Genomic DNA, 13,946 nt, shown 5'->3' on the forward strand with positions numbered 1-13,946 from the left:
CGCCATGGCGAAGATCGTCGTCGTGCCCTCCCGTGCCGAAGCGATGCCCTATATCGTGCTCGAGGCGCTGGCGGCCGGCAAGCCGGTGATCGCCTCCCGGGTCGGCGGCATTCCGGAAGTGCTCGGCGAGGCGAGTGCTGCCCTTGCCATCCCCGGCGATGCCGATGATCTCGCCCGCGTCATGACGCAAGCGGTCACGACGCCCGGCTGGCAGGATGCGGTGATGCCGAAACCGGAGGCCTTCAAGGCGGTGTTTTCCGCCTCGGTCATGGCCCGCGAAATGCTCGGCCTGTATCAAGATCTGACAGGTTCGAGACCGGATTCGGGGCGCGGCTAAAGGCTTCCTTCACCTCTTTTTGGTATGCGTTTCCCATTGCTTCCAGCGTTACCGGGGCTTCCAGCGCCGCCGGCCCCGGAAGGCCAAAGGGATCGGTCCATGAACCAGCCGAACAAGTCCGAGCAGTTCGATGTCGAAAGCCTTCGCAAGAAGGTTTCGGAACTCCGAGCTGCCGACGAAAAGCATGATCCGGTGAACGCCACGGTGCTCAATCCGTTTGCGCGCCAGATTGCAGAGCAGTTCCGCAACGACAGCTATTCGCCGACGATGCTGATCGGCCAGTTCCGGTTGTTCGAGCTGCTGGCCATGCTCGGGATCGGCCTTGGCGTCGGGGCGCTTTTCGCACCGATTGATCTCACCGGCTTTTTCGCCCGCTTCGCCCTCGTCGCCTGGGGCTCGACACTCACGGTCCTGCTTCTGCAGGTGGCCGATACCTATCAGATCCCCTCGCTGCGTGGCGCCTCGCGCACCGCCAAACGTGTTTTCGTCTGCTGGACGATCGGTTTTCTGCTGACGGCGTCCACCCTTTTCCTCGTCGAACACGAGCCCTATCCGCTTTCCGGCTTTATCGCCTGGTTCGTCACCAGCGCCGCGTTCCTCTTCCTCGAACGGCAGCTCACCGCCTTTGCCATCCGTCACTGGGGGCGCAATGGCGTGATGGAGCGTCGCGCCATCATCGTCGGCGGCGGTGAACCGGCCAAGCAGCTTGTCCGCCAGCTCGAACAGCAGCCCGACAACGACATCCGCATCTGCGGCATTTTCGACGATCGCAACAGCGAACGCTCGCCGACCGTCGTCGCCGGCTATCCGAAGCTCGGGACCTTCGCCGAGCTTATCGAATTCGCCCGCCTTGCCCGCATCGACATGCTGATCATCGCGCTGCCTGCAACGGCCGAGGCCCGCATCCTGCAGCTGCTGCGCAAGCTCTGGGTATTGCCGGTCGATATCCGCCTTGCCGCCCATGCCAATCGCCTGCGTTTCCGCCCCCGCTCCTATTCGCATGTGGGCGCGGTACCGATGTTCGACATTTTCGACAAGCCGATCCGCGACTGGGACTCGGTCGCCAAGCGCGTCTTCGACATCGTCTTTTCGGTTGTCGGCCTCCTTCTCACCTGGCCGATCATGCTGGCTGCGGCAATCGCCGTGAAGGCGACCTCAAAGGGGCCGATCCTGTTCCGCCAGAAGCGCCACGGCTTCAACAACGAGATCATCGACGTCCTGAAGTTCCGTTCAATGTACACCGACCTCGGCGACCAGACCGCAATCAAGGCGGTCACCAAGGGCGACCCGCGCGTCACCCCGGTCGGTCGCTTCCTGCGCAAATCCTCGATCGATGAACTGCCGCAGCTGTTCAACGTGCTGCGCGGCCAGCTTTCGCTCGTCGGACCGCGCCCACATGCGGTGCTCGCCCAGACGGGCACGCGCAAATATGTCGACGTAGTCGAGAGCTATTTCGCCCGCCACCGCGTCAAGCCGGGCGTCACCGGCTGGGCGCAGATCAACGGCTTGCGTGGCGAGCTCGACAGCGACGAGAAGATCCGTGCCCGCACGGCCTACGACCTCGATTATATCGAGAACTGGTCGCTGCTCTTCGACCTCAAGATCCTGTTCCTGACGCCGATCCGGCTGCTCAACACGGACAATGCCTATTGAGCACGCTCGACTATAACCGCGCAGGCGGCCACCCGGTGGGTTTCGACAGCCGGCTGGCGGCCGTAAAGCTGGCCGGTTCCGGCCTGATCGCCTTTGGCGTCTTCCTTTCCGGCTTCGTCATTTCCGAACCTGCGCCTTACGAACTGATCATGGTAATCCAGATCGGCATCTGGTTCCTGCTCGGCCTGAAGATATCGCGTACCGTCGGACCGCTTCTGGTGATGATGCTGACGTTCAACATGAGCGGCCTGTTCTCCATGTTCGTCATGAAGGACATGAGCGAGGCGCCGATGTATTTCGCCGTCTCCACCTTCCTGGCGCTGAGTTCGGTCTTTTATGCGGCGATCATCGAGAACGACCACCGGCGCCTGAACCTGATCTTCAAGGCCTGGGTCATCGCTGCAATCATCACCTCGCTGCTCGGCGTTCTCGGCTATTTCAACGCCTTTCCGGGCTCGCATGTGTTCACCCGCTACAATCGCGCCATGGGTGCCTTCCAGGACCCGAACGTCTTCGGCCCCTATCTCGTCGCCCCCCTCCTCTACCTCCTCTACCGGTTGCTGACCGGACCGCTGATAAAAGCGCCGCTGCTGATCGCCGGCATCCTCGTCCTGGCGCTCGGCATCTTCCTGTCCTTCTCGCGCGCCGCCTGGGGCCTTCTGATATTTGCCGGCGTCGCTCTGGTGATCGTCATGCTCCTCAAGGAGCGCACGACCGCCTTCCGGTTCAAGATCCTGGCGATCGCCGGAGGTGCTGCGATCTTCCTCGTCCTCGCCCTGGCGATCGCGCTGCAGTTCCCGCAGGTCTCCGACCTGTTCACGAACCGCGCCAAGCTGGTGCAGGACTATGACGGCGCCCGCCTTGGCCGTTTCGAGCGCCACAAGATCGGCTTCCTGATGGCCATGGAACGGCCGCTCGGGTTGGGGCCGATGGCCTTCGGCAAGATCTTCGGCGAGGACGAGCACAATATCTGGCTGAAGACGCTGACCACCTATGGCTGGCTCGGCGCGATCACCTATCAGATCATGATCTGGTCGACGCTGTGGTTTGGCTTCCGCTACATACTGCGCGAACGCCCGTGGCAGGCCTATCTGATGATCGCCTGGGTGATGATATTGGGCCATGCGATCATCGGCAACGTCATCGACACCGACCACTGGCGGCATTTCTACCTCCTGCTCGGCATCGTCTGGGGCTGCGTGGCGCTGGAACATCGTTTCATCCGATCGCAGCGACGATCCCGCTCTGCGGCCGACAACGCCGCTTGACTTCGGCGCCCAGCGCTCCAGATTCCCTATCATGCTGACGGTTTCTCAACTCCGCGCCGCACGCGCGATGACAGGAATGACGGTGGAGGAGTTGGCCGCCGCGTCAGGGCTTTCCAAATCTGCGATCGAAGAAGCCGAGGCCTCGCAAGTCTTCGCAAACGCCGGCGTCACCGATCGGTTGCGTTCAATCTTCGAGTCGAAGGGCGTGCTTTTCCTCGGCGCGGGTGAGGACGATGCGGGCGCCGGGCCGGGGCTCAGGCTGCGCCAGCAGTTTCACGACGAGGGAATCCGCCCCCAGAACCTCAACGCCGCAAACGACGACTGAAATCGCTGCAGCGCGGGAACTCTTTGAGATCTCACGCGTTTCCCCGCCGCCAGACAACGTGCAGGGGGTACGCATGACACGCATCAATAACCTTTATCTCATTATCGGCGCCTTGCTTGTCGCCGTCGTCGGCCTCGGTTTTTACGTCTATCGCGAAGAAACCAAGCCCAGAGGCGTCGAGCTCAGCATCGGCCAGAATGGTATTAAAGTCCAAGAAAAGTGAGGGTTCGTTAGAGGATACATTATTAACGATAGAAGCTCAGAGTTGTCCGGAACAAAATTTGCCACGCGAGTTTAGGTTCGAACAAGCAAGAAAAGGGGATACTTATGTCGACGCATATGAATCTCGACGATATCGATAGTAAAGGCTTGAAGAAAGTCTGGAGCGTTGCGGAGTTCGCAAAGCGCTATCGTATCGATCAAGAGGAAGAAATCCGCCTTCTGAAACTTCTCGGACCTTTTGCGTCCCAGCAGGAACTCTTGATGAATGCAAGCCGGGCGCCGCGTTTTCGCTAAGCATTACATAGATACCGCAGCTAATCTTTTAGCCCGCCTTTATGCCGAAGTTTCCAGCATGCGTAACTTCGTTTTATATCTAAAATTATCTTCTGCAGAAATCTCTGCAATCCCCTTATAGTTGATCTTCCGAGCGGTTATCCGCGGCTGCAGCCCCGGTGAAGCCCGTGCCGCTGCCCGCGACGAAGGCTTTCGCGATGCCCGAGTTCGGACCCGGCTTTTATGTTCATCGGCGCGTTCTTGTGCCAACCACCCTCTTTTTCTTCCGATCGAAGGATTTTGAGCTTGCGCCGGCAAAGCGGAGCGACTAGGGAAAACATGCTCATTGAGCAGGTCGGGGCGTAGCGCAGCCCGGTAGCGCACTTGACTGGGGGTCAAGGGGTCGTCGGTTCAAATCCGGCCGCCCCGACCAATTAAATCCCCTTGAAATCTCAGTCAGATCAAAAACCTTTTCCGAGAACCGGGACTTCCCCACGTGATTTACCCGCCCCACCGGATTGGCAGGGCAGGCTGACGTTGTTATCCGGTTCAACGGATGTCAGTAGGGCGAATAGCACTGCTGACGCGGGCCGTAATAGGGCTGGAACGTGTTATCGTAGGCCCTGTAGGACCGGTAGCGGGCATAGCACCAGTTTACATGTGCATTGCCACCGACATAACGCCGGGGGGCGTAGTAGCGCGGTCGGTAGTAACGCGGAGCGTATCTCGGTGCATAACGCGGCTGGGCCAGCGCGCCGCCGATGATCGCGCCAAGGGCAAGCCCTCCGATGATCGCACCGGCATCCGGGCCACGGCGATGGCGGCGGTAATAGCGGTCGCCATCGTAGCGGTCGCGGTAGTAGCGGCGGCCTTCCCAGCCGTCACGATCGCGCCAGTACTGTACCTGCTGGATATCCTGGGACGCTTCGATCCTCGGGGCGGCGATCGACGGGAAAGCCTGGGCCGGAACGACACCGCTAAAGGCCGTAATCAGGGATAAAACGGCGACGGCGAGCTTCTTCTTCATAATTCACCTCCTCTGATTTTCCTTATGAAGAAATGATCCTTCATTTCTCCTGAACCAGAGGTGAATGGTAAATTTTTCTTAACTTTGCCGCGAGTTGGATTAGCGAACCTGATCCAGGAGGCGTTTGCATTCCAGAAGATCGAACAGCGCCTCCTGCAACAGGGCGCGGTCTTCCTTGCCGATGCTGGACTTGCCGATCGACACTTCCACGTCGTCCTCGTGGGTGCCGCCGAAGCCGAAAAAGCGGCCGCTCGGCTTCACCTTGGGGCGGCCGACGATCTGATCCTCTTCGGCGGTGCTGATCTTCGGCTCGACCTGCTTTTCGCTGTTTGCCGCCATGATCGCTTCCATCGTGGCGAGATCGCCGGACGCGATCGCCGAGACGAACTTGTTGCCGTTCATCTTCAGAAGCTTCTGCACGCCTTTTATGGTGTAACCGTGATCGTAGAGCAGGTGACGGATACCCTTCAGGAGATCGACGTCCTCGGGACGATAATAACGCCGCCCGCCGCCGCGCTTCATCGGCCGGATCTGCGGGAAACGCGTTTCCCAGAAGCGCAGCACATGCTGCGGCAGGTCGAGGTCGTCGGCGACCTCGCTGATCGTACGAAAGGCGTCCGGGCTCTTCTCCAAAGGTCACACTCCAAACGGCAGGCTGCCCATGCCCCAAGGGCAGACTCATAGCCTCCAATTCATGCGCGGATTATGCGCCGAATCGGACATATCTCAACGGCTTAAGCCGGGAGATTCAAGCATGTTCACAGGATTGCGGAAAGGGCGCCGGGGTTCAGGCGACCGGGCTTGCCGGCTTCAGTTTCGCCTTGCGCGCCGTGTGCGCCTTGAGGATACGGCTCTTCAGTACATTGGAGGCCTTGAACGTCATCACCCGACGCGGAGAAATCGGCACTTCCTCGCCGGTCTTCGGATTGCGGCCGATCCGCTCGTTCTTGGAACGCACCTGGAAGGTCGCGAAGGAGGAAAGCTTGACCACCTCGCCCCGCACGATCGCGTTACAGATCTCGTCTATGACCGTCTCAACGAGCTCGGCCGATTCCGTCCGCGAAAGTCCGACCTTGCGGAAAACCGATTCCGCCAGATCCGCGCGTGTTACTGTCTTGCCGGCCATGATCCCCGCCCAATTTTCGAAATTGATCTTATCAAAGCCGATAGAGAGTATTTTGCTTGAGCGCGAGGGTCAAGCACCTGTGCTCAATCGCTTATTTACGTTTCGGCCAATCATTGCAGCCCTACCAGCGGACCAGCAATGCGCCCCACGTAAAACCGCCGCCCATGGCTTCGAGCATCACCAGATCACCCTTCTTGATGCGCCCGTCGGAGGCGGCAACCGAAAGTGCCAAAGGAATCGATGCAGCCGAGGTATTACCATGCAGATCGACGGTCACGACGACCTTTTCCAAAGGAATACCGAGTTTCTTCGCCGAGCCGTCGATGATGCGGCGGTTGGCCTGGTGCGGCACCAGCCAGTCGAGATCGTCTGCCGTCGTGCCGGTCGCGGCGAACGCGCTGTCGATCACGTCGGTGATCATGCCGACCGCATGCTTGAAGACCTCGCGGCCTTCCATGCGCAGATGTCCGACCGTGCCCGTCGAGGACGGGCCGCCATCGACATAGAGCTTGTCCTTATGCGAGCCGTCGGAGCGCAGATGAGCGGTGAGCACGCCTCGGTCGGCAATGGTCCCCTCGCCTTCCGCCGCCTCCAGCACCAGCGCACCGGCGCCATCGCCGAAAAGCACGCAGGTGGTACGATCCTTCCAGTCGAGGATGCGGGAAAAGGTCTCGGCGCCGATCACCAGCACACGCTTTGCCATTCCACCGCGGATATGCAGATCGGCGGTCGCCATCGCGTAGACGAAGCCGGTGCAGACCGCCTGCAGATCGAAGGCGTAGCCGTGGGTCATGCCCAGCCGATTCTGGATATTGACGGCGGTCGCCGGAAAGGTGTTGTCGGGCGTCGAGGTCGCGACCAGCACGAGATCGATGTCATCCGGCGTCAAACCGGCGTTTTCGAGCGCCGCACGCGCCGCCTGCTCGCCGAGAGAGGCGGTCGTCTCGCCCTCGCCGGCGAGATAACGCTGACGAATGCCCGTGCGCTGCACGATCCATTCGTCGGAGGTCTCGACGATGTCTTCCAACTCGCGATTGGTCACTACCCGCTTCGGGAGCGCTGCCCCATAACCGCGAACCACTGAACGGATCATTCTTAACTCACATCCTGTCGTCATGCCGCTTCGGGGCCAGCCGGGGGCTGGCGACGGGCATGGTAAATTGCAAGATCCTGCCGGATCTTCGCGTTGAGATCGTTGCGTGCCATGTCATAGCCGACATCGATCGCGGCAGCAAAGCCGTCGGCATTGGCACTGCCGTGGCTCTTGATGACGATGCCGTTCAAGCCGAGGAACACGCCACCATTGACCTTGTTCGGATCCATCTTCTCGCGCAGCCTGTCGAAGGCGGGCTTGGCCAGAAGGTAGCCGATCCTGGCCAGCAGCGTGCGCGACATCGATTCGCGCAGAAGCGTGGCGATCTGCCGGGCCGTGCCCTCCGCCGCCTTCAGCGCGATATTGCCGGTAAAGCCTTCGGTCACCACCACATCGACGGTGCCCTTGCCGATGTCGTCACCTTCGACGAAACCGTGATAGGCGATCGTCGGCAGGTTGGCCTCGCGGATCAGCCGCCCGGCCTCCTTGACCTCTTCCTGGCCCTTCACCTCTTCGACGCCGACGTTCAGAAGCCCGACGGTCGGTCGGTCCACTTCGAAGAGGGAGCGTGCCATGGCCCCGCCCATGATCGCAAAATCGAAAAGTTGCTGAGCGTCGGCACCGATCGTCGCGCCGATATCGAGGACGATGCTCTCGCCCTTGAGAGTCGGCCAGATGCCGGCGATCGCCGGGCGCTCGATATTGGCCATGGTGCGCAGACAGAACTTCGCCATCGCCATCAGGGCGCCGGTATTGCCGGCGGAAACCACAACCTCAGCCTCGCCGAGTTTCACCGCCTCGATCGACCGCCACATGGTCGAGACATAACGGCCACGCCGGAGAGCTGCACTCGGCTTCTCCTCCATGCTGACGGCCAGTTCGCATTCGTGGAAGACGGATTTATCCCGCAGCTTTGGATATTTCGCCAAAACCGGCTCGCATTGAGCCTTGAGCCCATAGATGAGGAAGGTCACATCCGGGTGGCGCTCCAGCGCCTTGGCAGCACCGGCAATGACGACCTCGGGACCAAAATCGCCGCCCATGGCATCGATAGAAATTCTGATCACGCGTCCCTGATCCTTATCTTCGCCGAACGCACACCCCAATCGGGGACCATGCGCCAGTTCTCACGTCTCCAACGGCCCTTCGCTCCTCATGCGGGGCCGTGTCGGCGAATTCGTGGCCAAAATATAGTTTTTGCTGTCGCTTACAACCCGTCCTCAATCCTTTTTCCAGTCCTTAAGGACGGCAAAGGGATTGGGGCGTCCGGACTTTTCATCCGGATCGCCTTCCAGGTGATCGGCGAACTCGACGCCGGGTTCGCGGGGATAGGGATCGATCGCAAGTGCTGCGAATTCGGCAACCACTTCGCCGACATCGATCGTGTCGCCGACAAACATTTCGGGAAGATCGGGACCATCGGGATCGATCACCATCTCCGCCGTATCGCTGGTCACGACCCGCGCGAGCTTCGACCCTTCAGGCACGAAGATCTGCTCGAACGGCTCGTCTATCTTCGATGCCACCGGCTCGAGCGTGACGACCGAGGACTGGACGATATCGGCCTGGACGCGTCCCTTGAGACGCACCCCGTCCTTCTTCCAGCGGGCGATCTGCAGCTCGGCCTTCAACGAACCGACCGAAACGACCTGCCACAGCTTTGCGAGCCCCTCCAGCTCGCGCGCATCAGCCTCGAGATTCACGGTCACCGCATTGGCGGAAATATTCCCAACTTTGACGGGATAGGAAAAGGGAGGCTTTTCGCCTGCGCCATGGTCGTTCTTCATCAAACCTCACTCTTCTCGCGGCAGCGGGCCCGGCAGGGGCAAAACCGCGTGCCCGCGGGAAATCTCATCTTCGGAAATGCCGGCGAGCGCCCTCTCCGCAACGATCATCCAGTCCGCCAGCCCTCGCATCCCAGGCGCATCCTCCGTCTTGGGATAGATATTCCGGCTGAGGGCCGAGGCAAGCGCCCCGCTGTCCTTGCCTTCAAGAGCGGCGGCATAGGTCTCCACCCGGCCATAAAACATCCCGGCCAGCTTTTTCATGCGCTTCGGCACGCTCTGGTCGCCGATGCCGAGCTCGCGGATGGAGTGGTCGATATCCTGGAAAAAAGCGTCGACGATCTCCTGGGCCAGTTCCTGCCCGCTCGAATCGGACTTCGCGGTACGCCTGAAGAACAGGATCATCACGATCGAGAGCATCTCGAAACGGCCCATGACCGTGTCCGGTACGTCCAGATCGCTATAGAAGAACGGTACACGCGCCATCGACGTCAAGGCCGAGTATTGGCGGTCGACAATCGCGTGGTTTTGGTTTTTCTTCTTGAAAAGGCCGAAGATCATCTGAATTCCCGTTATTTGCCTCCAGGAATGGGCCAGCCTGCCGCCGGCCATGTTGCATGGAAACGAAAGCTGGTTTACCGAAGCATGCACGAATTGCAATGCCGTTCCGCCGGATCAGCGAACGGGGTGGGATCTTCGCGGCCTTAACATCCAGGTCGGGATCGGTCTTATGTCCCTGAATAGCCACAATGGTAGGGTCAGCAGGGGCAGGTTGAGTTTGGGGGATGCCGTTGAACAAGCGGGTTTTCGGATACGAGATGACATTCTTGAGTAAAACCGCGATGGCAATGGTCGTCGCATCCATCACCGTCTCGGGTTGCACGTCCATGCATATCGGCGACACCATGTATAACGGCTACGTGGTCGACCAGAAATCGCTGGAACTCATTCCGGTCGGGTCGAGCCGCGAGCAGGTGCTGCTGACGATGGGCACGCCCTCGACGACGGCCACCTTCGATACCGAGGTGTTCTATTACATCTCGCAGAAACGCGAGCGTGCGGCGGCCTTCATGAAGCCGAAGATCGTCGACCAGACGGTGCTCGCCATCTATTTCGACAAGGACGGCGTCGTCGCCCGTCGCGCCAACTATGCGATGCAGGACGGCAAGGTGTTCGACACGATTTCGCGCACGACACCGACCGGCGGCCGCGACCTCACCTTCCTGCAGCAGCTGCTTTCCGGCGGCTCCAGCGCTGGTGGAGCGGCAGCGCGCAGCATCCTGTCCGGCTTCGGCAAGTAAACACCGGAAAACGGATACAAAAATCCAAAAGCCCGCGAGGATCACTCCTCGCGGGCTTTTTTGTCTGGCTTGGTTCAGAGATCAGCCGGCAAGCACCGCCAGTAGCAGAAGTGCCACGATATTGGTGATCTTGATCGCCGGGTTGACGGCCGGGCCCGCCGTATCCTTGTAGGGATCGCCGACGGTATCGCCGGTAACGGATGCTTTATGAGCTTCCGAACCCTTCATGTGGCGAACGCCGTCCTTGTCGACGAAACCGTCCTCGAAGCTCTTCTTGGCATTGTCCCAGGCGCCGCCGCCCGAGGTCATGGAGATCGCCACGAACAGGCCGTTGACGATAACGCCGAGCAGCGATGCCCCGAGGGCAGCAAAGGCAGAAGCCTTGTCGCCGCCGGAGATCAGCAGAACGCCGAAATAGACGACAATCGGCGCCAGAACCGGCAACAGAGACGGAATGATCATCTCGCGAATCGCAGCCCGGGTCAGGATGTCGACGGCGCGGCCATAATCCGGCTTTTCAGTCCCCGCCATGATGCCCGGCTTTTCGCGGAACTGCTTGCGCACTTCCTCAACGATCGAGCCCGCGGCGCGGCCGACGGCGGTCATCGCGATGCCGCCGAACAGGTAGGGGATCAGGCCGCCGAAGATCAGGCCGGCAACGACATAAGGGTTGGAGAGGCTGAAGGAGATTTCGCCGATGCCCTGGAAGTATGGATACTGGGCGGGGTTGGCGGCGAAATATTGCAAATCGTTGGAATAGGCGGCAAACAGAACCAGCGCGCCAAGGCCCGCAGAACCGATCGCGTAACCCTTGGTGACGGCCTTGGTCGTGTTACCGACCGCATCGAGCGCATCCGTTGACTTGCGGACTTCCGGCGGCAGGTGCGCCATTTCGGCGATGCCGCCGGCATTGTCGGTGACCGGACCGAAAGCGTCGAGCGCCACGATCATACCGGCCAGGCCGAGCATGGTGGTGACGGCGATGCCGGTGCCGAACAGGCCGGCGAACTGGTAGGTGGCGATGATGCCGCCGACGATGACGATCGCCGGAAGGGCGGTCGATTCGAGCGAGACTGCAAGGCCCTGGATGACGTTGGTGCCGTGGCCGGTCACCGAGGCCTGGGCGATCGAATTCACCGGGCGCTTGTTGGTGCCGGTATAGTATTCGGTGATGACGACGATCAGCGCCGTCACCACGAGACCGAGAAGGCCGCAGATGAAGAGGTTCGTACCGGTGATCGGCTTGCCGGCGACGGTGCCGATCGTGCCCCAGCCGATGGTGATCGAAGTGGCGATGGCGAGACCGACGATCGACAGCAGACCGGTGACGATGAGGCCCTTGTAGAGCGCGCCCATGATCGAACCGTTGGAGCCGAGCTTGACGAAGAAGGTGCCGATGATCGAGGTGATGATGCAGGCGCCGCAGATCGCCAGCGGGTAGACCATGACGGTTGCGAGGATCGGCGCTCCGGCGAAGAAGATTGCCGCAAGCACCATGGTGGCGACGACGGAGACCGCATAGGTTTCGAAGAGGTCGGCGGCCATGCCGGCGCAGTCGCCGACGTTGTCGCCGACGTTATCGGCAATCGTCGCCGGATTGCGTGGATCGTCTTCCGGAATGCCGGCCTCCACCTTGCCGACGAGATCGCCGCCGACGTCGGCGCCCTTGGTGAAGATGCCGCCGCCGAGACGGGCGAAGATCGAGATCAGCGAAGCGCCGAAGCCGAGCGAGACGAGCGCGTCGATGACTTCACGCGAGCCGGTCGGATGGCCGAGGCCGGCTGTCAGAATCCAATAATAAATCGAGACGCCGAGGAGAGCGAGGCCTGCTACCAGCATGCCGGTGATGGCGCCGGATTTGAAAGCGATGTCGAGACCGGCCGCAAGGCTTTGGGAAGAAGCCTGGGCGGTGCGCACGTTGGCGCGGACAGAAACGTGCATGCCGATGAAGCCGGCGGCACCCGAAAGCACGGCGCCGATAACGAAGCCGACCGCAGCGGTGCCGGACAACAGAACCCAGGCAAGGATCGTCACGACGACGCCGACAATGGCAATGGTCATGTATTGACGCATCAGATAGGCCTGTGCGCCTTCACGGATATATCCGGCGATCTCCTGCATGCGGATACTGCCCTGATCGGCAGCAAGCACGGAACGCGTCGCCCAGACGGCATAAATGATCGATAGCAACCCGCACACGATCACACCCAGAATTACAGTCATTCGCTTTTCCTCTCCCTTAGCGCCGGGTGGTCCATACCCTCCGGCCGTGCACCCCTGCAGCGGCGCACATCCACGGGATGAGCAAAGACCGCCGCAATACTCCATAGTGCGCATTCCCGCGCAGCCGACCGCTCCCCTCCCAAGGAATCCGGGATCGCCTGCGCGGACGGGAGATTGCGGTGGAGATGAATTGGCGTCAAGCCCCGAAGGGACAAGACTCTAGGCGGATTTCACGGAAGAGCGTTTGAACATCAGCGCCAGCACCAGACCGAGGCAGACGATCGTGACCGGCCAGATGATCAGATTCATGAACGACCAGCCATAGGCGGTAAAGATCTTGCCCGAGGAGAAGGAGGATAGCGCGACGGTGGTGAACAGGATGATATCGTGAAAACCCTGCACCTTGTCGGCCTCGTGCGGACGGTAGCTGGAGGCGACGATCGCAGTCGAGCCGATGAAGGCGAAATTCCAGCCGATGCCGAGCAGCACCAGAGCGCCCCAGAAGTTCCAGAGCTCGATGCCCATATGGGCGATCACGGCGCACCCCATCAGGATCACCAGCCCGGCGGCGACGATCTTTTCGACGCCGAAGCGGGAAATCAGCATGCCGGTGAAAAAGCTCGGCGCGAACATGGCGAGCACATGCCACTGGATGCCGAGGGTGGCCATTTCCGACGGGAAACCGCAGCCGATCACCATGGCAAGCGGCGCGCCGGTCATCATGAAGGTCATCAGTGCGTAGGAGGAGATGCCGCAGATCATGCCGGTCAGGAACCGCTGGGTGACGACGATCTCGCCGAGCGGGCGCGCAGGCACCGAAGCAGTGTGACTGCCGCTCATCTGCGGCAGTTTCAGCGGCGACAGCATCACCAGCGCGATCAGATAGAGCGGAATGACGGCCACAAAGGCGCCGGCGAACAGCACTGGCGACAGCAGGTCCTTGGTCCAGATCGCAAGTTGCGGTCCGAGAACCGCCGAGACGATGCCGGCCGCGAGAATCCAGGAGATCGCCTTCGGCTTGTAGAATGAAGGCGACGCGTCGGCAGCGGCAAAGCGGATCTTCTGACTGAAGCCGTTGCAGAGGCCGATCAGAAGCAGGCCGGTCGCAAAGAGCCAGAAGTTCGCTTGGAAGAGCGCGATCGCCGCGGTCGCGGCACCAAGCGCTCCAAGGATCGCGCCCAGCATGAAGCTCGTCTTGCGGCCGAGGAACCGCGAAGCGATGGCAACAGCGATGGCGCCCGCCGCCATGCCGATGTTGAAGCCGGTCAGCGGCGCGGTCGCCAGCGACTTGTCGTCGCCGAGCAACTGGTACCC

General features: G+C 60.9%; 16 protein-coding genes and 1 tRNA gene. 8 read left to right on the plus strand and 9 right to left on the minus strand.

The window, feature by feature from the left end; genetic code table 11:
• The 7 genes from MOV61_RS22310 to MOV61_RS22340 all read left to right on the plus strand — a co-directional run.
• The coding region (locus MOV61_RS22310; RefSeq protein WP_247138136.1) for a glycosyltransferase at positions 1-337 on the plus strand (337 nt) is incomplete at its 5' end.
• Positions 338-436: 99 nt separating this feature from the next.
• Complete coding sequence (locus MOV61_RS22315; protein ID WP_247138137.1) at positions 437-1,990, plus strand: undecaprenyl-phosphate glucose phosphotransferase; 1,554 nt, start codon at positions 437-439, stop codon at positions 1,988-1,990.
• Positions 1,987-3,258, plus strand: a complete 1,272-nt coding sequence (locus tag MOV61_RS22320) for an O-antigen ligase (RefSeq protein ID WP_247138138.1) — start codon at positions 1,987-1,989, stop codon at positions 3,256-3,258. Before MOV61_RS22315 ends, MOV61_RS22320 begins: the two co-directional genes overlap by 4 nt.
• A gap of 31 nt (positions 3,259-3,289) precedes the next feature.
• Positions 3,290-3,583, plus strand: coding sequence for a helix-turn-helix transcriptional regulator (locus MOV61_RS22325; protein ID WP_038541878.1), 294 nt, complete (start codon positions 3,290-3,292; stop codon positions 3,581-3,583).
• A 73-nt stretch (positions 3,584-3,656) separates the two neighbouring features.
• Entirely contained in the window at positions 3,657-3,806 is a 150-nt protein-coding gene (locus tag MOV61_RS22330; RefSeq protein WP_038541876.1) for a hypothetical protein, read from the plus strand.
• A gap of 104 nt (positions 3,807-3,910) precedes the next feature.
• The gene (locus MOV61_RS22335; protein WP_038541874.1) at positions 3,911-4,099 is read left to right on the plus strand and encodes a hypothetical protein; all 189 of its coding nucleotides are present in this window, start codon (positions 3,911-3,913) and stop codon (positions 4,097-4,099) included.
• Between the two features lie 335 nt (positions 4,100-4,434).
• Positions 4,435-4,511 (plus strand) — tRNA-Pro (locus MOV61_RS22340).
• A 126-nt stretch (positions 4,512-4,637) separates the two neighbouring features.
• Here MOV61_RS22340 and MOV61_RS22345 read toward each other — a convergent pair.
• The 7 genes from MOV61_RS22345 to MOV61_RS22375 form a co-directional block, all read right to left on the minus strand.
• A complete protein-coding gene (locus MOV61_RS22345) occupies positions 4,638-5,105 on the minus strand; it encodes a BA14K family protein (protein ID WP_038541872.1) in 468 nt (155 codons plus the stop codon).
• Between the two features lie 99 nt (positions 5,106-5,204).
• Entirely contained in the window at positions 5,205-5,738 is a 534-nt protein-coding gene (locus MOV61_RS22350; protein ID WP_038541870.1) for a MerR family transcriptional regulator, read from the minus strand.
• A gap of 154 nt (positions 5,739-5,892) precedes the next feature.
• The gene (locus tag MOV61_RS22355) at positions 5,893-6,231 is read right to left on the minus strand and encodes an integration host factor subunit alpha (protein WP_007770264.1); all 339 of its coding nucleotides are present in this window, start codon (positions 6,229-6,231) and stop codon (positions 5,893-5,895) included.
• 121 nt (positions 6,232-6,352) lie between these two features.
• On the minus strand, positions 6,353-7,324 hold the full coding sequence (locus tag MOV61_RS22360) for a beta-ketoacyl-ACP synthase III (RefSeq protein WP_037080647.1): 972 nt from the start codon (positions 7,322-7,324) through the stop codon (positions 6,353-6,355).
• A 20-nt stretch (positions 7,325-7,344) separates the two neighbouring features.
• Entirely contained in the window at positions 7,345-8,391 is a 1,047-nt protein-coding gene (gene plsX, locus MOV61_RS22365) for a phosphate acyltransferase PlsX (RefSeq protein WP_046605556.1), read from the minus strand.
• Between the two features lie 153 nt (positions 8,392-8,544).
• Entirely contained in the window at positions 8,545-9,111 is a 567-nt protein-coding gene (locus tag MOV61_RS22370) for a DUF177 domain-containing protein (protein WP_247138139.1), read from the minus strand.
• 6 nt (positions 9,112-9,117) lie between these two features.
• On the minus strand, positions 9,118-9,669 hold the full coding sequence (locus tag MOV61_RS22375) for a ubiquinol-cytochrome C chaperone family protein (protein ID WP_247138140.1): 552 nt from the start codon (positions 9,667-9,669) through the stop codon (positions 9,118-9,120).
• Positions 9,670-9,893: 224 nt separating this feature from the next.
• On the opposite strand from MOV61_RS22375, the gene MOV61_RS22380 reads away from it, so the two are divergent.
• Positions 9,894-10,409 carry an outer membrane protein assembly factor BamE gene (locus tag MOV61_RS22380; RefSeq protein ID WP_038541863.1) on the plus strand — a complete coding sequence of 172 codons (516 nt, stop codon included), beginning with the start codon at positions 9,894-9,896 and terminating at the stop codon, positions 10,407-10,409.
• Positions 10,410-10,490: 81 nt separating this feature from the next.
• On the opposite strand, the gene MOV61_RS22385 is transcribed toward MOV61_RS22380, so the two are convergent.
• Complete coding sequence (locus MOV61_RS22385; RefSeq protein ID WP_247138141.1) at positions 10,491-12,632, minus strand: sodium-translocating pyrophosphatase; 2,142 nt, start codon at positions 12,630-12,632, stop codon at positions 10,491-10,493.
• Positions 12,633-12,851: 219 nt separating this feature from the next.
• The coding region (locus tag MOV61_RS22390) for an MFS transporter (protein ID WP_247138142.1) at positions 12,852-13,946 on the minus strand (1,095 nt) is incomplete at its 5' end.

Origin of the sequence: Neorhizobium sp. BETTINA12A, assembly GCF_023006485.1 — a bacterium.
Lineage (GTDB): Bacteria > Pseudomonadota > Alphaproteobacteria > Rhizobiales > Rhizobiaceae > Neorhizobium.